Source organism: Bradyrhizobium sp. SZCCHNS1022, assembly GCF_032484835.1.
Lineage (GTDB): Bacteria > Pseudomonadota > Alphaproteobacteria > Rhizobiales > Xanthobacteraceae > Bradyrhizobium.
Genome location: NZ_JAUETT010000005.1, coordinates 194,396 through 217,396, shown reverse-complemented (window position 1 = coordinate 217,396; position 23,001 = coordinate 194,396). Strand labels below are relative to the sequence as shown.

The 23,001-nt window shown below is 64.8% G+C and carries 19 protein-coding genes; 13 read left to right on the top strand and 6 right to left on the bottom strand.

Annotated features, from left to right (window positions below):
* The first annotated feature begins 1 nt into the window (after position 1).
* Positions 2-1,168 carry an acyl-CoA dehydrogenase family protein gene (locus QX071_RS26390; protein WP_315705283.1) on the top strand — a complete coding sequence of 389 codons (1,167 nt, stop codon included), beginning with the start codon at positions 2-4 and terminating at the stop codon, positions 1,166-1,168.
* A 1,042-nt stretch (positions 1,169-2,210) separates the two neighbouring features.
* Positions 2,211-2,837, top strand: coding sequence for a class I SAM-dependent methyltransferase (locus QX071_RS26385; RefSeq protein WP_315705284.1), 627 nt, complete (start codon positions 2,211-2,213; stop codon positions 2,835-2,837).
* Here QX071_RS26385 and glsA read toward each other — a convergent pair.
* Complete coding sequence (gene glsA / locus QX071_RS26380) at positions 2,834-4,696, bottom strand: glutaminase A (protein WP_315705285.1); 1,863 nt, start codon at positions 4,694-4,696, stop codon at positions 2,834-2,836. The two genes, QX071_RS26385 and glsA, sit on opposite strands and share 4 nt — an antisense overlap.
* Before the next feature lie 117 nt (positions 4,697-4,813).
* Positions 4,814-5,035 (bottom strand): acetyl-CoA carboxylase biotin carboxyl carrier protein subunit, encoded by a 222-nt coding sequence (locus QX071_RS26375; RefSeq protein WP_315705286.1) that lies wholly within the window; start codon positions 5,033-5,035, stop codon positions 4,814-4,816.
* A 149-nt stretch (positions 5,036-5,184) separates the two neighbouring features.
* Here QX071_RS26375 and QX071_RS26370 point away from each other — a divergent pair, with 149 nt between their 5' ends.
* Entirely contained in the window at positions 5,185-6,171 is a 987-nt protein-coding gene (locus tag QX071_RS26370; RefSeq protein ID WP_315705287.1) for an IclR family transcriptional regulator, read from the top strand.
* Complete coding sequence (locus QX071_RS26365; protein ID WP_315705288.1) at positions 6,101-7,660, top strand: acyl-CoA carboxylase subunit beta; 1,560 nt, start codon at positions 6,101-6,103, stop codon at positions 7,658-7,660. Before QX071_RS26370 ends, QX071_RS26365 begins: the two co-directional genes overlap by 71 nt.
* Positions 7,661-7,720: 60 nt before the next feature.
* On the opposite strand, the gene QX071_RS26360 is transcribed toward QX071_RS26365, so the two are convergent.
* From QX071_RS26360 to QX071_RS26350, 3 genes are all read right to left on the bottom strand, one after another.
* Complete coding sequence (locus QX071_RS26360) at positions 7,721-9,004, bottom strand: MFS transporter (RefSeq protein WP_315705289.1); 1,284 nt, start codon at positions 9,002-9,004, stop codon at positions 7,721-7,723.
* 97 nt (positions 9,005-9,101) lie between these two features.
* A complete protein-coding gene (locus QX071_RS26355; RefSeq protein ID WP_315705290.1) occupies positions 9,102-10,298 on the bottom strand; it encodes an acetyl-CoA C-acyltransferase in 1,197 nt (398 codons plus the stop codon).
* A 161-nt stretch (positions 10,299-10,459) separates the two neighbouring features.
* A complete protein-coding gene (locus QX071_RS26350) occupies positions 10,460-11,230 on the bottom strand; it encodes an enoyl-CoA hydratase (RefSeq protein WP_315705291.1) in 771 nt (256 codons plus the stop codon).
* 164 nt (positions 11,231-11,394) lie between these two features.
* Here QX071_RS26350 and QX071_RS26345 point away from each other — a divergent pair, with 164 nt between their 5' ends.
* From QX071_RS26345 to QX071_RS26305, 9 genes are all read left to right on the top strand, one after another.
* A complete protein-coding gene (locus QX071_RS26345) occupies positions 11,395-12,048 on the top strand; it encodes a TetR/AcrR family transcriptional regulator (protein WP_315705292.1) in 654 nt (217 codons plus the stop codon).
* A 156-nt stretch (positions 12,049-12,204) separates the two neighbouring features.
* Positions 12,205-13,701, top strand: coding sequence for a CoA-acylating methylmalonate-semialdehyde dehydrogenase (locus QX071_RS26340; protein ID WP_315705293.1), 1,497 nt, complete (start codon positions 12,205-12,207; stop codon positions 13,699-13,701).
* Positions 13,702-13,889: 188 nt separating this feature from the next.
* The gene (locus QX071_RS26335; RefSeq protein WP_315705294.1) at positions 13,890-15,035 is read left to right on the top strand and encodes an isobutyryl-CoA dehydrogenase; all 1,146 of its coding nucleotides are present in this window, start codon (positions 13,890-13,892) and stop codon (positions 15,033-15,035) included.
* A complete protein-coding gene (locus tag QX071_RS26330; protein ID WP_315705295.1) occupies positions 15,032-16,108 on the top strand; it encodes an enoyl-CoA hydratase/isomerase family protein in 1,077 nt (358 codons plus the stop codon). Before QX071_RS26335 ends, QX071_RS26330 begins: the two co-directional genes overlap by 4 nt.
* 28 nt (positions 16,109-16,136) lie before the next feature.
* Positions 16,137-17,024 carry a 3-hydroxyisobutyrate dehydrogenase gene (gene mmsB / locus QX071_RS26325; protein WP_315705296.1) on the top strand — a complete coding sequence of 296 codons (888 nt, stop codon included), beginning with the start codon at positions 16,137-16,139 and terminating at the stop codon, positions 17,022-17,024.
* Positions 17,021-18,754 (top strand): AMP-binding protein, encoded by a 1,734-nt coding sequence (locus tag QX071_RS26320; protein WP_315705297.1) that lies wholly within the window; start codon positions 17,021-17,023, stop codon positions 18,752-18,754. Before mmsB ends, QX071_RS26320 begins: the two co-directional genes overlap by 4 nt.
* A gap of 8 nt (positions 18,755-18,762) precedes the next feature.
* Positions 18,763-19,239: a MaoC family dehydratase gene (locus QX071_RS26315; protein ID WP_315705298.1), complete on the top strand. Its 477-nt coding sequence runs from the start codon at positions 18,763-18,765 to the stop codon at positions 19,237-19,239.
* Positions 19,240-19,417: 178 nt separating this feature from the next.
* Positions 19,418-20,335, top strand: coding sequence for an SDR family NAD(P)-dependent oxidoreductase (locus QX071_RS26310; RefSeq protein WP_315705299.1), 918 nt, complete (start codon positions 19,418-19,420; stop codon positions 20,333-20,335).
* 150 nt (positions 20,336-20,485) lie between these two features.
* Positions 20,486-21,715 (top strand): TIGR03862 family flavoprotein, encoded by a 1,230-nt coding sequence (locus QX071_RS26305; RefSeq protein ID WP_315705300.1) that lies wholly within the window; start codon positions 20,486-20,488, stop codon positions 21,713-21,715.
* Positions 21,716-21,897: 182 nt separating this feature from the next.
* Here the strand turns inward: QX071_RS26305 and QX071_RS26300 are convergent, their stop codons facing one another.
* On the bottom strand, positions 21,898-22,977 hold the full coding sequence (locus QX071_RS26300; RefSeq protein ID WP_315705301.1) for a D-TA family PLP-dependent enzyme: 1,080 nt from the start codon (positions 22,975-22,977) through the stop codon (positions 21,898-21,900).
* Between the last annotated feature and the right edge of the window lie 24 nt (positions 22,978-23,001).

Below are 23,001 nucleotides of genomic sequence, written 5' to 3'. Positions count from 1 at the left end.
CATGGATTTCGCACTCTCCGCCAACCAGGACGCGATCCGCGAGGCCGTTGCCAAGATCTGTGCGCGCTTCGACGATGCCTATTGGCTGAAGCGGGACAAGGAAGGCGGCTTTCCAGCCGACTTCCATAAGGCGTTGGCAGACGCCGGCTGGCTCGGTCTCTGCATCCCTGAAGAGTATGGTGGCGCCGGCCTTGGTATCCTCGATGCGGCGATCATGATGCGCACCATCTCGGAGTCCGGCGCCGGCATGTCCGGCGCGTCCGCTATCCACATGAACGTGTTCGGGCTCAATCCGGTCGTGGTGTTCGGCACCAGGGAGCAGTGCGCACGCATGCTGCCGGGCATCGTCGATGGCCGGCAGCGCGCCTGCTTTGCGGTGACCGAGCCGAACACGGGCCTCAACACCACGCAGCTCAAGACGCGCGCCGTGCGCAAGGGCGACCGCTATGTCGTCAATGGGCAGAAGGTGTGGATCTCCACGGCACAGGTCGCGGAAAAGATCCTGCTGCTCGCGCGCACCACGCCGCTGGATCAGGTGAAACGCCCGACCCACGGCCTCAGCCTGTTCTACACGGATTTCGATCGCAGCCGCATCGCCGTGCACGAGATCGAGAAGATGGGGCGCAAGGCCGTCGATTCCAACGAGCTGTTCTTTGAGGATTTCGAGATTCCGGTCGAGGATCGCTTGGGCGAAGAGGGGCGCGGCTTCGACTACATCCTGCACGGGATGAATCCGGAGCGCATCCTGATCGCGGCCGAGGCCGTGGGCCTTGGTCATCTCGCGCTGTCGCGCGCCTCCGCCTATGCCAAGGCGCGCAATGTCTTCAATCGCCCGATCGGCATGAATCAGGGAATCCAGCATCCGCTTGCCAAGAACTGGATGGAGCTGGAAGCGGCGTGGCTGATGACCTTGCAGGCGGGGTGGCAGTACGACCAGGGCATGGCCTGCGGACCGGCGGCCAATGCTGCAAAATATCTGGCGGCAGAGGCCGGCTTTCACGCCTGCGAGCAGGCGGTGATGACCCATGGCGGCTTCGGCTACGCCAAGGAATATCACGTCGAGCGCTATCTTCGTGAATCGCTGATTCCACGCATCGCGCCGATCAGTCCGCAACTGATCCTGAGCTTCGTCGCGGAGAAGGTGCTCGGTCTACCGAAGTCGTATTGATGGTGCTCGCGGGGCCGATCATTGAGGCAAGGTCGCGGTCAAAATCTCTCACCGACGAGAGCTTGTTTTGCGGCGAAATGACGGACCCTCATGGTGAGGAGCGCCTCGTGCGGCGCGTCTCGAACCATGAGGCCCGGTCCAATTCGGGCCATATGCCAATAGGCCCGGGGTAGCCGGGGCGGGACGATACCCCATACGCTATTCTTCGTCCCGCCCCGTATCGCAGCGTGCGCGCGCGATACCCCTTTACACTCGGTACTTCTACTCGTTACTCGGTACTTTTACTCGTTACGCAGTACGCTTACTCGTTACTTACTAATACGCACTCTTTACGCAGGACCCGAACCTACTCCCCGAATGAGCCTCGTCTGGCTCACGCCCCGTCCGACCAGCGATGGAGAACTGCTACGCAGAACCAAGAAACAGCACGTTACCGCCCGTAGAAGAGGACGCTGGCGATGACGAGCAGGGCTGTCACCGCCAGCATGTGCGCGAATGCTTCCGACGTCGCCCTCTCAGTGGCTTCCTTCATGCCGTTTCCTCCCTGGATCTGGACACGACTCACCGTTGCGCAAAAACACACGCGAAACGCTGGCTGGAATTTTTACTCGGAACACCCCGCGTCGATGACCGCTTCGCGAGTCCCCACTCGGCGTCGATCGACGGTACGGAAGATCGGTTGCTAATGCGGCGCCAATTTGGCTCGCTTATGTTGGTCCTGCGTCGGACTGTCGGTAACGTTTAGGCGAGCGAGCGCAAATGTCTGTGATACCAGCGAACTACTTGAATGCGCATTGATCTGTGAATTGCAACTATAAGTAACGGACATCGAGGGACGCTCGAATCCTGGTGCGTTGTTTCGTGCGTCGTCTCATGGGCGCAAAGCTCCAGGGGACATGCAATAATGACCACTTAATGGATCGTTCGGCCGAGACGCATATTGAGAGTTGTTATGAGCAATGGTTGGGACGAATCCGCTCAGGCGTGGATCGATTCCGTTGGAGAACGGGGCGATTGGGCGAGGGAGCACGTGCTTGATCCCATGATGCGGGCACGAATCGAGGCTGGGCAATTCCGTAACGCGCTCGACGTCGGCTGCGGCGAGGGACGCTTCTGCCGCCTGTTGAAATCGATGGGCATAGCGCCGACCGGGATCGATCCGACCGCGCATCTGCTGAAGGTCGCGCGGGAGCGCGATCCCTCCGGGGATTATCGGGCGGGCCGGGCGGAAGAGATGGAATTCGCTTCGGCGAGCTTCGATCTCGTCATCAGCTACATCACGCTGATCGATATCCCCGACTTCCGTGCGGCGATCCGCGAAATGGCGCGGGTCGTGCGGCCCGGCGGCGCGGTGCTGATCGCCAACCTGACCGGCTTCACCTCGGCCGGAGCGGCGCAAGGCTGGATCAAGGACGAGGCCGGCCGCCATTTGCATTTCCCCGTGGACCGCTATCTCGAGGAATTTCCATTCTGGCTCGAATGGTCCGGCCTCCGGATCCAGAATTGGCACCGGCCGCTCGCCGCTTACATGAGCGCCTTCATCGACAGCGGGCTCGATCTGGCCTTCTTTGACGAGCCTGCGCCCGTGTCGGGCGAGCCCATCCACCAGGAGCGCTTTCGGCGCGTGCCGTGGTTCGTCGTGATGGAATGGCGGAAGCCGCTGGCTTAGCTCGGCGTCAGCAGGTTCAGCCGCGTGTTGGCCGCGACCAGGCGGCTGGCGAGCAGCTGTGCAAGGTTGCGCATGATTGCAAGTCCGGCTTTGGGATGCGCCTCGCGAAAACGATTGAAATCGGCAAGTCCGATCTCGAACGCCGTGGCGGACAGGTCGGCGAAGACGTCGGCCGAGCGCTGCGGCTCCAACACCGCGAGCTCACCGAAGGCCTGGCCTGCGGTCAAGGTTGCGAGCCTGATGCCGTCGGGCAGGGTGACGTGAACGGCGCCGGAGCGCAGGAAGAACAGACTCGTTGCGGGCTCGCCGGCCGTGATGATGCGCTCGCCCTGCTTATAGGGCCTGACGATCGCGAGCCCGGCAAGCTCGTGAAGCTCTGCCTCCGTGAGCCCGGCGAGCAGCGGCTGCTCGGACAGTTCGGTAATTTCCAGGAAATCGATGGCGCCGCCATAGCGATACACGATCTGGTCCTCGGCCCATTCGATCGCGGTATCCAAAAGGAAGAAATCGCGCACATTGTTGATGTCGCCAGTGCGCTCGACGATGTCCTGCCATTCCGCCGAGCTGCGGCGGATGCCGGAGAGAACGACGGTGACATGGAAATCGGCGAGCTCATGGAACAGCTCGGCGAGCAGGCGCAGGCCTGCGGGCGTCATCGCGGTCACGCGGCGCAGGTCGAAGATGACGAATTGCGGCCGGCGATTGGTGGCGAGCCGGCGCGAGACATAATCGACATTGGAGAACGACAGCGTCCCCACCAGTTCGAGCACGCGCACGGCATCGGGATGCTGCGCGAGGATATTGCGCTCCTGCACGCGGCGGCTGCGCCGCGACGGGTTGGCGGCGATGTCGTAGTCGGCGATGATCGAGGTTCGCGCATCGTCGCTGCGGCTCAGCATGTGCAGTCCGTAATGCGACGACAGCGCCTCGCAGACCTTGATGCCGCGCACGCTGTTGCCGTGCCGATCCAGCCGCGGCGAGTAGCTGCCGAGCCCGAGCCGTGCCGGCAGGCTCGCAAGAATGCCGCCACCGACGCCGCTCTTGGCGGGAATGCCGACGCGATAGATCCATTCGCCGGCAAAGTCATACATGCCGGACGAGGTCATCACCGAGAGTGTGCGCGATACCGCATATGCGCTCACCACCTGTTCGCCGGTGACCGGGTTGACGCCGCGATTGGCGAGCGTCGCCGCCATGATCGCGCAGTCGCGCGCGGTGACCAGCACCGCGCATTGCCGGAAGTAGACCGCGAGCACGTCGGCGACGTCTTCACGGAGGACATTGGAGGTGCGCAGCAGGTAGGCGATGGCGCGGTTGCGGTCGCCCGTCGCACTTTCGGAGGCAAATACGGCGTCGTCGACATCGAGCGACCGGCCGGCGAAGCGGCCGAGCGCCTCGCGGATCGCCTCGAATGCCCCGTCACCCCTGGCTTCGCGGATCAGCCCGCTGCAGGCGATCGCGCCGGCATTGACCATCGGGTTGAAGGGATGATTGTCGGCGTTGAGGCGAATCGAATTGAAGGGATCGCCGGACGGCTCGACGCCGATCACGCGTTCGATCTTGTCGGCACCGAGCGTATCGAGTGCGAGCGCAAACACGAACGGCTTCGACATCGACTGGATCGTGAAGGGGACGCGGCTGTCGCCGACCTCATAGACATGGCCGTCGAGCGTGGCGAGGCTGATGCCGAAATGCGAGGGATCGGCCTTGCCGAGCTCGGGGATATAGTCGGCGACCGCACCGTCATGATCGGGCCAGAAATCCGCATGGCACGCCGAGAGAAACCGCTGCAACGGCGGGATCGAAGCGGTGGCCCAGTGCTGGGGATTGCGAGGCGGTCTGGGGCGTGGGGGCATCATCGTCGAGCTCGCCGGGAATCATCTTGGCGGTTTATGTCGCAGCTCCGCACCACGAGCCAGCCCACTCTTTCCGCAGGCGAGGTCAAATCTTGCGCCTCGGCCCCGATCAGGCGGATGTCATGTCGTGATGATCGCGATGACTTGCCCCTCGGCCACCACATCATCGACCTTGACCAGCAGCGAATGCACCGTGCCCGCGGTCGGCGAGGGCACCGGGATCTCCATCTTCATCGCTTCGACCAAGACGATCTCGTCGCCGCTACTAATTCTACTACCAATTTCTGCGGCCAGCGCGCACACGCGCCCCGCGACATCAGTGATGATCTTGATCTCGGGCATCCCGCTCTCCTCCCCATGAACGTCTTGTGCCAACACGCTGGAACGCGCGTGTTTTGCGTGCGGCTTCTTGTTGTAGCTGCAAAGTGCCTGAGGTAGCTTGTTCTGCAAGCGGAATATTATTTCGCAATACGGAATTGAACGGGAAGCGCATGGGACGACGGTCGGAGCGACTGAGCAGGGTGGGGATGCTCCCCGGTGATATCGCCGGCGAGGGAGAGGTCATTCAGGTGGTATCGCGGGCCTTCGATGTGCTCCGCTGTTTCGAAGGGCACGAGTCGCGGCTCGGGAACCTGGAAATTTCCAACCGCTGTGGCCTGCCGCGTTCGACCGTCTCGCGCCTGACCCACACGCTGACGCGAATGGGGCAGCTGGTCTATCTGCCGCGCGATCAGAAATACCGCATCGGTCCGAGTGCGGTCGCGATGAGCACGTCTCTGACACGTGGCTTGCAGCTGCGGCATTTGATCCGGCAACGGCTCCAGGATGTCGCCGAGCAATTGCCCGGCACGATCGGCTTCGTGATCCCCGACCGCTTCCATCTGGTCTATCTGGAGTTCGGCCGCGCCGAGAATTCGGTCGGCCTGCAGGAGACGACCGGCAGCCGGATCTCGATGGCGAGCACGGCCGCCGGCCACGCCTATATGGCGGTTCTCGAGCCCGAAATGGGCAATGCGCTGCTGGCCGAAATGGAGCGGGAGATGCCGGAGGCGGCGAGGCTGTTGCGGCCGCGGCTGGAGCATAACCGGCAGTTTCTGAAGGAGCACGGCTATGTCGTGGCCTGCGGCCTGTGGAGCCCGCATATCAACGGGCTGGCGCTGCCGCTGTGGTCGCCGCAATACCAGACCTACGTCGTGCTGACGATCGGGCTGTTGGCCGCGATGTACGACGAGAAGCGGCTCCACGATGAGGTCGCGCCGCCGATGCTCGAACTCGGCCGGACCATCGGCGCTTTGCTGCAGGGCGCGGAAAGGGACGTGTTCAACAATCACATGGAGAGAAAGCCGCTTCCGGTGACCGCAAAGCGCAGCCACAAGAACAATAAGATCACCAGGACGGAGGATGCGGATGAATTGGCGGCCCGAACTCGAGGAACTGGCCCGGCGCGAAGCCTTCGCGCGGGAGATGGGCGGGGCTGACAAGGTCAAGCGGCAGCGCGACCAGGGCCGGCTCACGGTTCGCGAGCGGATCGACGGGCTGATCGACTCCGGAAGTTTTCACGAGATCGGCGCGATCGCCGGTCTCGGCGAATATGATGAGCAGGGCGAGCTGAAACATGTGACGCCCGCGAACTGCGTGTTCGGTCGCGCCCGTATCGACGGCCGCACTGTGGTCGTGGTCGGCGACGATTTTACCGTCCGCGGCGGCTCCGCGGATGCGTCGATTGCCGCCAAGCCCCTGATGGCGGAAGAGATGGCGCATGATTTCCGCCTGCCGATCATCCGCATCATCGAGGGCTCGGGCGGCGGCGGTTCGGTGAGGACGATCGAAACCAAGGGCGCGGCGAATCTGCCGGGCGGCATTGGCGGCAATCGCTGGTATCGGCTCACGACTGAGAACCTGTCGCGTGTGCCGGTGGTGGCGCTCGGGCTCGGCTCTGTGGCGGGATTGGGCGCGGCGCGATTGGCTGCGAGCCACTATTCGATCATGACCAGGTCGTCGGCCATGTTCGTCGCCGGACCGCCGGTAGTGAAGCGCCTGGGGCAGGATCTCGGCAAGCAGGAGCTCGGCGGCGCCGACATCCAGACCCGGGCCGGCGCCGTCGATCACGCCGTCGACACCGAGCAGGAGGTGTTCGCCTGCGCGCGGCGCTTCCTGTCCTATCTGCCGCAGTCTGTCTATGAGCTGCCGCCGGCCATACCGTGCCATGACGATCCGCAGCGCGCCGATGAGGCGCTGCTCAACGCGGTGCCGCGCAACCGTCGTCAAGTCTACAAGATGCGGCCGATCATCGAGGCGGTGGTCGATAACGGCTCGTTTTTCGAGGTGGCGCAGAATTTCGGCAAGCCGATCATCATCGGCCTCGCGCGCCTTGAGGGGCGCGCGGTGATGGTGCTCGCGAGCGACCCGTTCCACTATGGCGGCTCGTGGACGGCGGATGCCTGCCAGAAGGTGATCCGCTGGGTCGACTTCGCCGAGACCTTCCATCTGCCGATCGTTTATCTGATGGACTGCCCGGGCTTCATGATCGGGCTGGAGGCGGAGAAAGCGGCGACCATCCGCCACGGCGTGCGCGCGATGGCGGCGGTGAACCAGTCGACGGTCCCCTGGTGCACCGTGATCATGCGCAACGCCTTCGGTGTGGCGGGCGTCGTGCACCAGCCGGCCGATCGCTTCTCGATCCGTTATGCGTGGCCGTCGGCCTATTGGGGCTCGCTGCCGCTGGAGGGCGGTATCGAGGCGGCCTATCGCGCCGAGATCGACGCTGCGCCCGATCCTGCCGCGAAGCTGAAGGAGATCGAGGAACGGCTGAACAAGCTGCGCTCGCCGTTCCGTTCGGCCGAGAAGTTCTGGGTCGAGGAGATCATCGATCCGCGCAAGACCCGCGCGCTGCTCTGCGAGTTCGCGCGCCTGGCCGAGCCGCTGCGAACGCCAGGTCCACCGGCCGCGATGTCGACGCGGCCGTAGCGGCGAATAGGAGGACATAGCGAATGGCGGACCGGATCCGCCACTCGCGATTGGCTTCGCTCAGGCGACTGCCGGCTTGACCTGTCGCGCGATCGCAAGCACCAGCAGCGCAGCGACGATACAGAGAGCGCCGGCGATGAAGAAGGCGGGCAGGTAGCTCGCCAGTAGTGTGCGCGACAGGCCCGCACCAAACGCGGCCGCGCCGGCGCCGAGCTGATGGCCGGCAAAGACCCAGCCGAACACCAGGTTCGCCCGTTCGGCTCCGAACCGTTGTGCCGTCAGGCGGACCGTCGGCGGCACGGTCGCGATCCAGTCGAGCCCGTAGAACATGGCGAACAGCGACAGCCCGTAGAACGAGAAGTCGCTGAAGGGCAGGAACACCAGCGACAGCCCGCGCAGCCCGTAATACCAGAACAGCAGCCAGCGATTGTCGTAGCGGTCCGACAGCCAGCCCGACATGATCGTGCCGAAGAAGTCGAAGATGCCCATGGCGGCCAGGAGGCTGGCGGCCTGGACCTGCGGAATGCCGAAGTCGAGACACATCGGGATCAGATGCACCTGCACCAGCCCATTGGTCGAGGCACCGCAGACGAAAAACGTCGCAAACAGGATCCAGAATACCGTCGAGCGCGAGACGTCGCGCAGCGTGCCGAGCGCGGCCCCGAGGATCGGCGCCGTGACCGGCGCTGGGGCGACGACGGGGTCGGTGCCCTTGTCTCCGAACGGCCGCAGGCCGACATCGCTCGGCCGGTCTCGCATCAGGAGCGTTACGGCTGTCGCCGACACCGCGAGCATCATGCAGACGAGCCCCAGCGCGATCCGCCAGCCGAGATGATCGGTGAGGCTTGCGAGCAGCGGCAGAAACGCAAGCTGGCCGGTCGCGACACTTGCGGTGAGGATGCCGACAACAAGACCACGGCGTGCGACGAACCAGCGAGCGGCGATGGTGGCCCCGAGCACCAGCGCCGTCATGCCGGTGCCGATCCCGATCACGACGCCCCACAATACCACGAGGTGCCAGACTTTCGTCATCGCGAGCGAAGCGAGCAGGGCCGAGACCACGATCAATTGCGCCAGCACGGTGATTCTGCGCAGCCCATAACGATTGAGCAGCGCGGCCGCGAACGGCGCCATCAACCCGAACAGGATGAAGCGGATCGACAGTGCCGAGGAGATCTCCGCCGTGCTCCAGCCGAACTCGTGCTGCAGCGGCACGATGAAGACGCCCGGCGCGCCCACTGTGCCGGCCGAGACCAATGAGGTGAAGAAGGTGACGGCGACCATCACCCAGCCGTAATGGATGTTGCGGCGGGACAGCGCGGCCGCGAGCCAGTTCGAAATCATATCGCCTCGGAAGGTCGGTGTGACAGGTTGCGCGCTATCTTGGCGGGATGTCTGTCCGACATAAATGGCGAACTTCCCTCGTTTTTGGACATCGCCGCTAACGCGCGATGCGCTCGACTGCGATCGCGGTGGCTTCGCCGCCGCCGATGCAGAGCGCAGCAACCCCGCGCTTCAGGTTGCGGGCCTCCAGCGCATGCAGCAGGGTGACGATCAGCCGCGCGCCCGTGGCCCCGATGGGGTGGCCGAGCGCGCAGGCGCCGCCATTGACGTTCAGCCGTTCGCGCGGAATGCCGAGATCACGCTGCGCCGCCATCGCGACCACGGCAAAGGCCTCGTTGATCTCGAATAGGTCGACATCACCGACACTCCAGCCGATCTTGTCGAGCAGCTTGCGGATGGCCGGGATCGGCGCGGTGGTGAACCATTGCGGCTCCTGGCTGTGGGTCGCGTGCCCTTTGATCTCGGCAAGTACCGGCAGGCCGTCGCGGTCGGCCCGCGAGCGCTTCGCCAGCACCAGCGCGGCCGCGCCGTCGGCATTGGCAGAGGAGGCGGCTGGCGTGATGGTGCCGCTGGCGCGGAATGCCGGCTTGAGCGCCGGAATCTTGGCCGGATCGACCTTGAGCGGGTGTTCGTCGTCGGCGATGTCGCGCGGGCCTGACTTCTCGACCACCCTGATCGGCGCGATCTCAGCTTTGAACGCGCCGCCCTCCACCGCGCGGCGGGCGCGAGTCAGCGTCTCGATCGCGTAAGCGTCCTGGTCGGCGCGAGTGAACTGATAGGCCTCCGCGGTGGCCTCGCCGAAATCGCCCATCGAACGGCCGGTCTCGTAGGCGTCTTCCAGCCCGTCCAGCATCATATGGTCGAGGATGCGATCATGGCCCGCGCGGTAGCCGCCGCGGGCCTTCGCCAGCAAATAGGGCGCGTTGGTCATGCTCTCCATGCCGCCGGAGACGACGATTTCGGCCGATCCCGCATGGATGATGTCGTGCGCGAGCATGGTCGCCTTCATGCCGGAGCCGCAGACCTTGTTGACGGTCGTCGCTCCGGTGGCATCCGGGAGACCTGCGCCGCGCGCGGCCTGCCGGGCCGGCGCCTGGCCTTGGCCGGCCGGCAGCACATTGCCCATGAAAACCTCGTCGACCTTTTCCGGTGCGAGCGTCGCGCGCTCCAAGGCCGCCTTGATCACATGCGCGCCGAGTTTGTTGGCGCTGAACGGCGACAATTCGCCCATGAAGCGGCCGAGCGGCGTGCGTGCGGCTGAGACGATGACGATGGGATCGGACGAGGCGGCCATGGCGAAGCTCCTGGATCGATTAAATTATGATCATAATATAATGCGCCGCCAAAAAGGCAATGCGACGGAGAGGCTCAACTTGACGTGAGGCGCGGCCGGTCTGCCCAGCGCGTCCATAAGGGGAAGGTGATTTCGAGCAGATCCGGGCCAGCGGGGCCGGCCTATCGCTTCCTCTCGATGAACGCGCGCATCAGCCGCTTTGGCTCGTCGGTCAGGAACGATCGCCCGAAAGCGCCGATCGAAACCTCGATCGACTCTTTCAGGGGCAGTTCCTCCCATTGTCGCAGCAAGGCCTTCTGTGCGCGCAGCGCCTCTGTTCCGCAGGCGAGCAGGGACTGCACCGTACGCTCGACCTCGGCGTCGAGACCTTCTTCCGGCGCGACGGCGTCGACCAGGCCCCAGGCGAGTGCGGTCGGCGCATCGATCAGTTCGGCGGTCAACAACAGCCGGCGCGCGCGGCCCCAGCCGATCAGCCGCGGCAGCAGCGCCGCATGAATCACCGAGGGAATGCCGACGCGCACCTCTGGCATGCCGAACTTCGCTGTATCCGCGGCGATGCGAAGATCGCAGGCGGCCGCGACCTCCAGCCCACCGCCGAGGCACCAGCCGGGTATCCGCGCGATGACGGGAGCAGGAAATGCGCGGACGGCCTCGCACAGACCGGCAAGGCGCGCGATGAATGTTTCCGCGGATGTCTGATCGAGGCCAGCCATTTCCCGGATGTCGGCACCGCCGATCAGGCTTCTTTCGCTTGCGCCGCAAAGAACGAGCACGCGGATGCCTGAATCGGCCGCGAGCGTCTCGATTCCCGCGCGTACGCCTTCGATCACGGCAGAGTTCAGGATGTTCAGGGCGCCGGCGTTGCAGATCGTGAGCCGAACGACGCCGCGGTCATCGCGGTTCACGCCACAGTGGGAATTGAACATGTCCATCGTCGTTCCCGTAATCCTATGGTCATCAACGCGACAGAAATTCCGCACCTGATCGCACAAATGTCAATGATCTTGATCCAGATCAACGTCGGCCAAAGAAATAGCTGCAGCGCTTCAGCCTCGCGGCTGTTATTATATGATCTGGAACATTCCTTAGGACGACCATGCGGTATTCTCCGGAACACAAGGCTGAGACTCACGCCCGTATCGTACGCAAGGCGTCGATGCGGCTGCGCGAGAAGGGAGCACACGGCGTCGGCGTCGCCGACCTGATGAAGGAGGCCGGGCTGACCCATGGCGGGTTCTATGCGCATTTCACCTCGCGTGAGGCGCTGGTCGTCGAAGCCTTTACCTATGCCATGGACCGCTCGATGGAGGGATGGCACAAGATGCTGGCTGATCTCGCGCCGGAGAAGCGGGTCGCGGCGATCGTGGATGGCTATCTGAATGCGCAGCACCGCGATGACGCGAGCCATGGTTGTGCAGTGCCGGCACTCGGTGCGGAGATCGCCCGTGAGGGCCCCAAGGCACGCAAGGCATTTGCGGCCAAGCTCGAGCAGATGGTCGAGCTGTTTGCCGACCAGGTGCCGGGCGTCTCGCGCAAGGCCGCGCGCAAGCGGGCCTCTGCGATGCTGGCGACGTTGATCGGGGCCTTGGTGATGGCGCGCATCGCCGGCAATAGCGAATTCTCCGACGAAGTCCTGGCTGCCGGGCGCGAGGCGGCGCTGGCCAACGCGACAGCTGGCGGCGATACCGCCAAGGCGGCGCCTGCCAAGAAGCGCACGACTGGAAAGGCGACGACCGCGCGGAAGCGCTGAAGTCGGCCGACATGGCAGCTCAGCGGGCGAACTTTCTCGGCCCCCAGCCAAGGGGCGGCATTTTCGCAGCTCCGTCCAGCGCTTAGGCCCTTCCCAAACGCCTCAAAGACTGCAAGATGCCGGCCAACTGGCACTGCTCATTTTCGGAGGAAACGCATGCGTTCGATCGGTCATTTCATTGGCGGCCGCGAGGTCAAGGGCACGTCTGGTCGGACGGCCGATGTCTTCGAGCCCATGACCGGCGACGTGCAGGCCAAGGTGGCGCTGGCCTCTCGCGCCGAGTTGCGTGCGGCAGTGGAAAACGCCAAGGCCGCGCAGCCGGCCTGGGCCGCCACCAACCCGCAGCGCCGCGCCCGCGTGATGATGAAGTTCCTGGAGCTTGCCCAGCGCGACTACGACAAGCTCGCCGAACTCTTGGCGCGCGAGCACGGCAAGACGATTCCGGACGCCAAGGGCGACATCCAGCGCGGCCTCGAGGTGGTGGAATTCGCTTGCGGCATTCCGCACCTGATGAAGGGTGAATATACCGAGGGTGCCGGTCCTGGCATCGACATCTATTCGATGCGCCAGCCGCTCGGCGTCGTTGCCGGGATCACGCCGTTCAATTTCCCGGCGATGATTCCGCTGTGGAAGTTCGCGCCCGCGATCGCCTGCGGCAATGCCTTCATCCTGAAGCCGTCGGAGCGCGATCCGGGCGTGCCGATGAAGCTCGCGGAATTGATGATCGAGGCCGGCCTGCCGCCGGGAATCCTCAACGTCGTCAACGGCGACAAGGAGGCGGTTGACGCCATCCTGGAAGACCCGGATATCATGGCGATCGGCTTCGTTGGCTCCTCGCCGATCGCGCAATACATCTATGAGCGCGCCGCGGCGCACGGCAAGCGCTGCCAGTGCTTCGGCGGCGCCAAGAACCACGCCATCGTGATGCCCGACGCCGACATGGACCAGGCGGTGGATGCGCTGATCGGCGCAGGCTACGGCTCGGCCGGCGAGCGCTGCATGGCCGTTTCGGTGGCGGTGCCCGTCGGCAAGACCACCGCCGACCGGCTGATGGAAAAGCTGATCCCGCGGGTCGAAGCATTGAAGATCGGTACCTCGGTTGATCCGTCCGCGGATTTCGGACCGCTGGTGACGCGGGAGGCCGTCGAGCGCGTCAAGAACTATGTCGAGATCGGCATCAAGGAAGGCGCGACCTTGGCGGTCGACGGCCGCGGCTTCAAGATGCAGGGCTATGAGAACGGCTTCTACATGGGTGGCTGTCTGTTCGACAACGTCACCAAGGACATGCGCATCTACAAGGAAGAGATCTTCGGCCCCGTGCTGTCGGTGGTGCGTGCCAAGGATTATGCCGAGGCGCTGGCGCTGCCCTCCGAGCACGATTACGGCAACGGCGTTGCGATCTTCACGCGCGACGGCGACGCCGCGCGCGATTTCGCCGCCAAGGTGAATGTCGGTATGGTCGGCATCAACGTGCCGATCCCGGTGCCGATCGCCTACTACACCTTCGGTGGCTGGAAGCGCTCCGGCTTCGGTGACCTCAACCAGCATGGGCCGGATTCGATCCGCTTCTACACCAAGACCAAGACCGTGACCTCGCGCTGGCCGTCCGGCGTCAAGGAGGGCGCGGAGTTCTCGATCCCGACGATGCGTTGACGACGATGGGAGCCCGTGAGGGCTCCCATTTTCGTCAAGATGCTCTGTCCGTCATTGCGAGCGAAGCGAAGCAATCCAGAGGTTTCCGCAGAGACAGCCTGGATTGTTTCGTCGCTTCGCTCCTCGCGATGACGGTGTGCGCGTCATAGACTGAGGCAAGCAACAAAGCAGGGAAACGCGGAGAACGAATGCATTTCGCTCTCGACGAGGATCAAATCGCACTGCGCGATATGGCGCGCTCCTTTGCCGCAGAGAAGATCGCGCCGCATGCCTTGCGCTGGGATGAAGAGAAGCATTTCCCGGTCGATGTGATGCGGGAGGCCGCCAGCCTCGGCATGGGCGGCATCTACATCCGCGACGATGTGGGCGGCTCGGGCCTCGGCCGGCTGGACGCGGCACTGATCTTCGAGGCGCTCGCCACGGGCTGCCCGACCGTGTCGGCATTCATCTCGATCCACAACATGGCCTCGTGGATGATCGACACGTTCGGCACCGAGGCGCAGCGGCAGCGTTATCTGCCGAAGCTCTGCACCATGGAGCTGATCGCCAGCTACTGCCTGACCGAGCCGGGCGCCGGCTCGGACGCTGCGGCTTTGCGCACGCGCGCGGTCCGCGACGGCGAGGACTATGTGCTCAACGGCCAGAAGCAGTTCATCTCCGGGGCAGGGGCAACCGACATCCTGGTCGCGATGGTGCGGACCGGCGGCGATGGGCCGGGCGGCATTTCGACGCTGGTCATCGATGCGAAGACGCCAGGCGTTTCGTTCGGCGCCAACGAGCGCAAGATGGGCTGGAATGCGCAGCCGACCCGCGCGGTGATGTTCGAGAATGCGCGCGTGCCGGTGGCGAACCGGCTGGGTGAAGAGGGCATCGGCTTCAAGATCGCGATGGCCGGCCTCGACGGCGGCCGCCTGAATATTGCGGCCTGTTCGCTCGGCGGGGCGCAGAGCGCGCTCGACAAGACGCTGGCTTATACGAGAGAACGCAAGGCGTTCGGCAAGCGGCTCGACGAATTCCAGGCCTTGCAGTTCCGCATCGCCGACATGGTCATCGAGCTCGAGGCCGCGCGGACCTTCGTCTGGCGCGCGGCGGCAGCGCTCGACCGAAAGGATCATGACGCCACCATGCTGTGCGCAATGGCCAAGCGCTTCGGCACCGACGTCGGCTTCGAGGTCGCCAACCAGGCGCTGCAACTACATGGCGGCTACGGCTATTTGAGCGAATACGGCATCGAGAAGATCGTTCGCGACCTGCGGGTGCATCAGATATTGGAAGGGACCAACGAGATCATGCGCCTGATCGTGTCGCGCAAGCTGATCGAGGGTGCGCGGTGAGCGAGGCGGCGGAAGGCGATCTGATCGTGCGCCGCGAGGGCTCGGCCGGTATCATCCGGCTCAACCGGCCCAAGGCGATCAACGCGATGACATTGGAGATGTCGCTCGGCATCGATGCCGCGCTCGACCGCTTCGAGGCAGATCCGGACGTCGCGGTGGTGATCCTCGAAGGCGCCGGTGAGCGCGGGCTCTGCGCCGGTGGCGACATCCGCGGGCTCTATGAAAGCTCCAGGGCCGGCGGCGATCTCGGCAAGCGGTTCTGGCGCCAGGAATACGTCATGAACGCGCGCATTGCCGCGTTTCCGAAGCCCTATGTCGCCTACATGGATGGGCTGGTGATGGGCGGCGGCGTTGGACTGTCGGCCCATGGCCGGCACCGCATCGTGACCGAGAAGACCAAGCTCGCGATGCCGGAGGTGGGCCTGGGCTTCTTCCCCGACGTCGGCGGCACCTGGCTGTTGTCGCGCGCGCCCGGCGAGCTCGGCACCTATTTCGCCCTGACCGGTCAGACCATGAACGGACCGGATGCCATTCATGCCCGCTTTGCCGACGCGGTGGTGCCGTCGGAAAAATGGCCGGCGCTGCGCGAGGTGCTGACCAAGATAAAGCCCGGTACCCAGTCCAGCGACATCGAACGGCTGATCGACGGGGTCGCCACAGGCGAGGCATCGGGGCCGGTCGCGGCGCTGCAGGACCGGATCGACCGCTGGTTTGCGTACGACAGCATGCATGACATCGTCGTCGCGCTGGAGCAGGACGGGTCGGAGCTCGCGCTGGCGACATTGAAGACGCTGCGCGAGAAGTCCCCGCGTGGCATGGTGGTGACCTTGAAGCTCCTGCGGCTGGCGCGCAAAGCAGGCTCGCTGCAGGACTGTCTGGTGCGGGAATATCGCGCCGCGCTCGAAGTCTTCCGCAGCGATGACTTCCGCGAGGGCGTCCGCGCGGCGATCATCGACAAGGACCGTAATCCGCGCTGGTCGCCGCCCGACATCAGTCAGGTGACGCCGGAGATGCTGGCGCCGTATCTGGCCGAGATCGGCGCCGACGAGCTGATATTCCCGCAAGGCAAATAAGACTGATATCCGAGGGGAGGAAACAACAATGACGACGATCGCATTCATCGGCCTCGGCAATATGGGCGGTCCGATGGCAGCCAATCTGGTCAAGGCCGGCCACAAGGTGCTCGCGTTTGATCTGGCTGAAGCCTCGCGGGCGCAGGCAAAGCGCGACGGCGCCGAGATTGCCGAGAGCGCGACAGCTGCGGTGAAGGGCGCCGAGGTCGTGGTGACGATGCTGCCGGCGGGCAAGCACGTTCTGGCCGTGTGGAACGATGTGGTGCCGGCGATGTCGAACGGCGCGCTGATCATCGATTCCTCCACCATCGACGTCGAAAGCGCGCGCGCTGCGCATGCGCTCGCGGCCAAGCACGGCATCGCCTCGGTCGATGCGCCCGTGTCCGGGGGCACCGGTGGCGCCAAGGCCGGGACGCTGACTTTCATGTGCGGCGGCGAGGAGGGTGCCTTCGCCAAGGCCAAGCCGATCCTCGAAAAGATGGGCAAGAAGATCGTCCATTGCGGCGGCGCTGGCGCGGGGCAGGCGGCCAAGATCTGCAACAACATGATCCTCGGCATTTCCATGATCGCCGTGAGCGAGGCCTTTGCGCTCGGCGAAAAGCTCGGGCTGTCGCATCAGGCACTGTTCGACGTCGCCTCGACCTCTTCGGGGCAGTGCTGGTCGCTGACCAGCTATTGCCCGGTGCCGGGGCCGGTGCCGGCCTCGCCCGCGAATAACGACTACAAGCCGGGTTTCGCCACCGCGTTGATGCTGAAGGATCTGACGCTGTCGCAGGATGCGGCGAAGGCGGCCGGCGCGGCGACGCCGCTCGGGCAGCACGCCCAGGAGATCTACAAGGCCTTCGATGCCGCCGGGAATGGTGGCGTCGACTTTTCGGGCGTCATCCAGCACGTTCGCAAATTGGCCGAACCATGACGACCTTCAAGGAAGCGCGCGCATTTCTGCTGCAGCATCGCACCGACTACGAGGGGGCGGTGAAGGGATTCCGCTGGCCGGATCCGGTGCCGTTCAACTGGGCGCTGGATTGGTTCGATGCGGAGCTTGCGCATGATCCCGAAAGCCGCGATCGCACGGCGCTGTGGATCGTGGACGCCGCGCACGACCGCCAGACCAAGCTCTCCTTTGCCGCTCTGTCGCGCCGCTCCAATCAGGTCGCCAACTTCCTACGCGCGCAAGGCTTGAAGCGCGACGATCACCTGCTGCTCCTGCTAGGCAATGTCGTGCCGCTGTGGGAGACCATGCTGGCTGCGATGAAACTTGGCGTCGTCGTGATCCCCGCCACCACGCTGTTGACCACCGATGAACTGCGTGACCGGCTCGAGCGCGGCCGCGCCAAGGCGGTGGTCGCGGCACAGGACCAGGTTGGGAAATTTGCGGCGCTTGGCGCCGACGATCTCGTCCGCATCGTGGTCGGCGACGGCGTCGCGCCCGAGGGCTGGCTGCCATTCACGCAGGCGGCCGATGCTGCAGAGGATTTCGCGCCCGATGCTCCGACGCAGCCCGATGACCCGATGCTGCTCTATTTCACCTCCGGCACGACCGCGAAGCCGAAGCTGGTGCGCCACAGCCATCGCAGCTATCCGGTCGGGCATCTCTCGACGATGTATTGGCTCGGCCTGCAGCCGGGCGACATCCACTTGAACATCTCCTCGCCCGGCTGGGCCAAGCATGCCTGGAGCTGCTTCTTCGCGCCCTGGAATGCCGGCGCCACCATCTTCGTGGTCAACCAGCCGCGCTTCGACGCAAAGGCCTTGCTCGCCACCGTCGGCCGCTGTGGCGTGACCACCTTGTGCGCGCCGCCGACGGTGTGGCGTCTGTTCATCCAGGAGCATCTGTCCGACTTCAAGGTCTCGTTGCGCGAGGCCTGCGGCGCCGGCGAGCCGCTCAATCCGGAAGTCATCGACCAGGTGCGCGCGGCCTGGGGCCTCACCATCCGCGATGGCTACGGCCAGACCGAGACCGCGGCGATCGTCGGCAATTCGCCGGGACAGCAGGTGAAGATCGGCTCGATGGGCCGGCCGCTGCCGGGCTATCGTGTCGAGGTCACCGACATCGACGGCAATCTTGCGAAGGAGGGCGAGATCACGCTGGCCCTTGGTGCCGATCGGCCCGCGGGATTGATGCAGGGCTATCAAACCGAGGACGGCAAGCTCTCCGGCACCGATGGCATCCGCTACCGGACCGGCGACGTCGTGTTTCAGGACGACGACGGTTATCTGACCTTCGTCGGCCGCTCCGACGACGTGTTCAAATCGTCGGACTATCGCATCTCTCCCTTTGAACTCGAGAGCGTGCTGCTGGAGCATGACGCCGTGGCCGAAGCGGCCGTCGTGCCGAGCCCGGATCCGATCCGGCTGGCGATTCCGAAAGCCTATGTACTCCTGGTCGCCGGCGCCGAGCGCTCGCGTGCCACGGCACTGTCGATCTTCGAGCATCTGCAGGCGCGGCTGGCGCCGTTCAAGCGCATTCGCCGGCTCGAGCTCGTCACCGAGTTGCCGAAGACGATCTCCGGCAAGATTCGCCGCGTGCAACTGCGCCGGCTTGAGCATGATGACGACCGCACCGACCATCTGCGCGGCGTCGAATTTCGCGAAGAGGATTTCCCGGAACTGCAGCGTGCGCGGCCGGCCGGGCATGAGGGGTAGGAAGAAGAATGAATCAAATCTGGAAGAAGCCGCCGATTTCTCTCGAATCGTATCAAGCCCTGGTCGGGCGGGAGATCGGCGTGTCGTCCTGGCACCTGATCGATCAGAAGCGCATCGACGCTTATGCCGACGTGTGCGAGGACCATCAGTTCATCCATGTCGATCCCGAGAAGGCCAAGGCGACGCCGTTCGGCACCACCATCGCACACGGCTTTCTCACCATGTCGCTGCTCAGCGTGATGTCCTACGAGGTGATGCCGGCGGTCGAGGGCACGGCGATGGGCGTCAATTACGGTTTCGACAAGCTGCGCTTCATCTCGCCGGTCAAATCGGGCAAGCGCGTGCGGGGGCGCTTCACGCTGGCGAAGGCCGAGCTGCGTCGGCCGAAGGAGTTGCAGTCGCTGACCAATGTGTCGGTCGAGATCGAGGGCGAGGATAAGCCGGCGTTGGTCGCCGACTGGATCGGCCTGATCTATCTGACCTAAACCCCTCTGCCATTGCCGGGCTAAAGCGCGAAGCGCGTCTGCTAAACGCTTGACCTGGCAATTCATCACTGATGAAAGACTGATCAGTTTTCTGATGGACGCCCAGGGCATTTCGCACGAAGACGCGCTTCGCGCATTTGCCCAGGCGTGACCTGACAACAAGATGTAGGAAGCGAACATGGCAATCAGATTCGACGGACGCGTCGCCATCGTCACCGGCGCCGGCAATGGTCTCGGCCGCGCCCATGCGCTGGGGCTCGCCAGCCGCGGCGCCAAGGTCGTGGTCAACGATTTCGGCGGCGCGCGCGACGGGACCGGGGGCTCGCTGAGCCCGGCGGAGACCGTGGTCGAGGAGATCCGCAAAGCCGGCGGCACGGCGATGGCCGACGGCGCCGACGTCTCCAATTTCGAGCAGGTCACCGCGATGGTCGAGCGTGCCACCAAGGAGTGGGGCAGCGTCGACCTGCTCTGCGCCAATGCCGGTATCCTGCGCGACAAGTCGTTCGGCAAGATGGAGGTTGCCGATTTTGCCAAGGTGCTCGATGTGCATCTGGTCGGCTCATTCTACTGCTGCAAGGCGGTCTGGGCCGGCATGCGCGACCGCAACTACGGCCGCATCGTGCTGACGACATCGTCGTCCGGTCTGTTCGGCAATTTCGGCCAGGCCAATTACGGGGCCGCCAAGGCCGGCATGGTCGGGCTGATGAACGTGCTGGCGGAAGAGGGCCGCAAGAACAACATTCGCGTCAACACGATCTCGCCGACCGCGGCGACGCGCATGACCGAAGAGCTGCTGCCGCCGCAGGCGCTGGCGCTGATGAAGCCAGAGTCGATCACGCCGGCGGTAGAATATCTCCTCAGCGAGGACGCACCGACCAGGACCATCATGGGGGCGGGCGCCGGCTCCTTCGCAGTGATCAAGATCCTCGAAACTGAGGGCATCAACTTGCCGCAGTCGGAATGGACGCCGGACGCGATCGCGGCGCATTTTGCCGAAATCAGCGACATGTCGAAGGCGAGGGCGCTGCAGGGCGCATTCGAGCAGACGCAGAAATATGTGGCGCAGGCCGCGGCAAGGGCTGGGATCAAGCTCTAAGTTGAGCTGTCATTTCGGGGCGCGTCGAAGACGCGAGCCTGGAATCCATAACGACGATCGGGCGTATGGATTCCGGGCTCAGCCCTGCGGGCTGCCCCGGAATGACGACCTCTTTTGCGGATACGGCTTCGTCGGATCGCTGCTCGCGCGATGTCCTCGCTGACAAAACACATCGCCATCATCGGGGCCGGCCCGGCCGGGCTGATGGCCGCCGAGGTGCTGGCCGAGAGCGGTGCCGCCGTCACCGTCTACGACGCCATGCCGTCAGTCGCGCGCAAATTCCTGATGGCCGGCCGCGGTGGGCTCAATCTCACGCATAGCGAAGAGCTGACGACATTCTTGTCGCGTTACCGCGAGGCGGCGCCGTTTCTCGAAGCGGCGATCCGCGCCTTTCCGCCGGAGCGGCTGCGTCACTGGTGCGAGGCGCTCGGCGAGCCGACCTTCGTCGGCTCCTCGGGTCGGGTGTTTCCGCAGAGTTTCAAAGCCTCGCCGCTGCTGCGCGCCTGGCTGCGCCGGCTCGCCGCGCAGGGCGTGCGCTTTGAATTGCGGAACCGTTGGACCGGCTGGGACGGCGAGGGACGGCTCACGTTCCAAACGCCGGCCGGGACGCGCGCGATTGCGGCCGAGGCCACGGTGCTCGCGCTCGGCGGTGCGAGCTGGCCACGGCTCGGCTCGGATGGCGGCTGGGTGTCGATCCTCGCGGCAAAGGGCGTCGCCATCACGCCGTTGCGCCCGGCCAATTGCGGCTTCACCGTCGGCTGGTCGGATATCTTCCGCGACCGCTTCGAGGGCCAGCCGCTGAAGGGCATCGCCTTGAGCCTCGGCTCGCGCACGGTGCGCGGCGAGGCGGTCGTCACCCGCGACGGAATCGAGGGCGGCGCGGTCTATGCGCTCTCGGCCGAACTGCGCGAAGCCATCGCCTCTGAAGGCGAAGCAAGATTGCTGATCGCGCTGCGGCCAGATCTTGCGGCCGGGAACTTGATGGAACGGCTGAAGGCACCACGCGGCAAGCAATCCTTCTCCAACTTCCTGCGCAAGGCGCTGCAACTCTCGCCGCTCGCGATCAGTTTGGTGCAGGAGGTGGCGAAGACCTCTGGCCTCGCTCTGTCGTCCGCGTCGCCGGAGCAACTCGCGACCTTGATCAATGGCCTGCCGCTCAAGCTCACCGGCACGGCCGGGCTAGCCCGCGCAATCTCGACGGCTGGCGGCATCGCGCGCGACGAGTTCGACGCCGACTACATGATCAAGCGATTGCCCGGCGTGTTCGCTTGCGGCGAGATGCTGGATTGGGAGGCGCCGACCGGCGGCTATTTGTTGCAGGCCTCGTTTGCGACCGGCGTGGCCGCGGGGAAGGGCGTGATGAGGTGGCTGGGCCTGTAGCCACAAACTCAGTGTCATTCCGGGGCGACGCGCAAGCGTCGAGCCCGGAATCTATAACCCCGGACCTTGGTTATGGATTCCTGGTTCAGCCCTACGGGCTGCCCCGGAATGATAATTGAGATCGTAGGGGCGCGCAAAGCGCAGCGTGCGCACCCTTCAATGACGATGGCGAGAGTTTCGCCCTACCGCAACTTCCCGCGCGCCGCGACCGGCAGCGTGCCCAGGATCTCCTCGCCCCGCACCATCACCACCTCGTCCATCATGTTGACGACCACGCAAACATGGTTGGGCACGATGCGGACGACGTCGCCGACATTCGGCCTGGTGTTGCTGCGGGACAGATCGAGGAAGCCGTGCTCCTCGGCGAAGCGGGCGATCTTCGCTTCCGGATGCTCCAGGATCAGGCCGTGGCCGTCGAGCCCGCCGGTATCCGTGGTCAGCGTCTTGGAGCCGGCATCGAGGATGCCGCGCTCGGGAGCGGCGCGGCTGACCACGGTGGAATAGATGTGCAGCGCGCAGTCATCCCAGCTCGCGACGCCGGCTGCGACCTGCATGCGATCGTTGTAGATGTAGGTGCCGGGCCGGTGCTCGGTCGCGCCATTGAGCTTGCCGAGGTTCTTCAGGTTGGGCGAGCCGCCAGTCGAGACGATCGCAGCATCCAGGCCTTCGGCGCGCACGCCGGCGAGCGCCTCGTTGTAGAATTTTTGCGCCTCGTCCCAGCCGCTCTCGGTCGGATACAGCATGAAGCCGGCGAAGCGCAGGCCTTCCGAGGCGGCGATCTGCCTGGCAAGTGCAATCGCTTCTGCGGGCGTCTCGACGCCGGCGCGCTTGCGGCCGGTGTCGCATTCGACCACGACCGAGAGCGTGCGTCCCGATTGCTTCGCGGCCTGCGGCAGGCCTTCGATCACGGTCGCATTGTCGGCGGCGACGGTCATGTCGGCCTTGGCCTGCAACGCCGCCAGCCGCGCCATTTTCTCCTCGCCGATCAGGTTGTAGCTGATCAGGATGTTGTCGATACCGGCGCCTGCCATGATCTCGGCCTCGCCGATCTTCTGGCAGGTAATGCCTTGCGCGCCGGCCGCGATCTGCAGCTTCGCCAGCACAGGACTCTTGTGCGTCTTGATGTGCGGGCGATTGGCAACTCCGGCCGCCTCGCATTGCGCCTGCACGCGGGCGATGTTGCGCTCGACCCTGTCCATGTCGATGACGGCGCAGGGGGTGCCGTATTCACGTGCGATCTTGGCGGCGAGCGGCGTAGTCATGTGTTTACTCCGTTGTTATTTGTT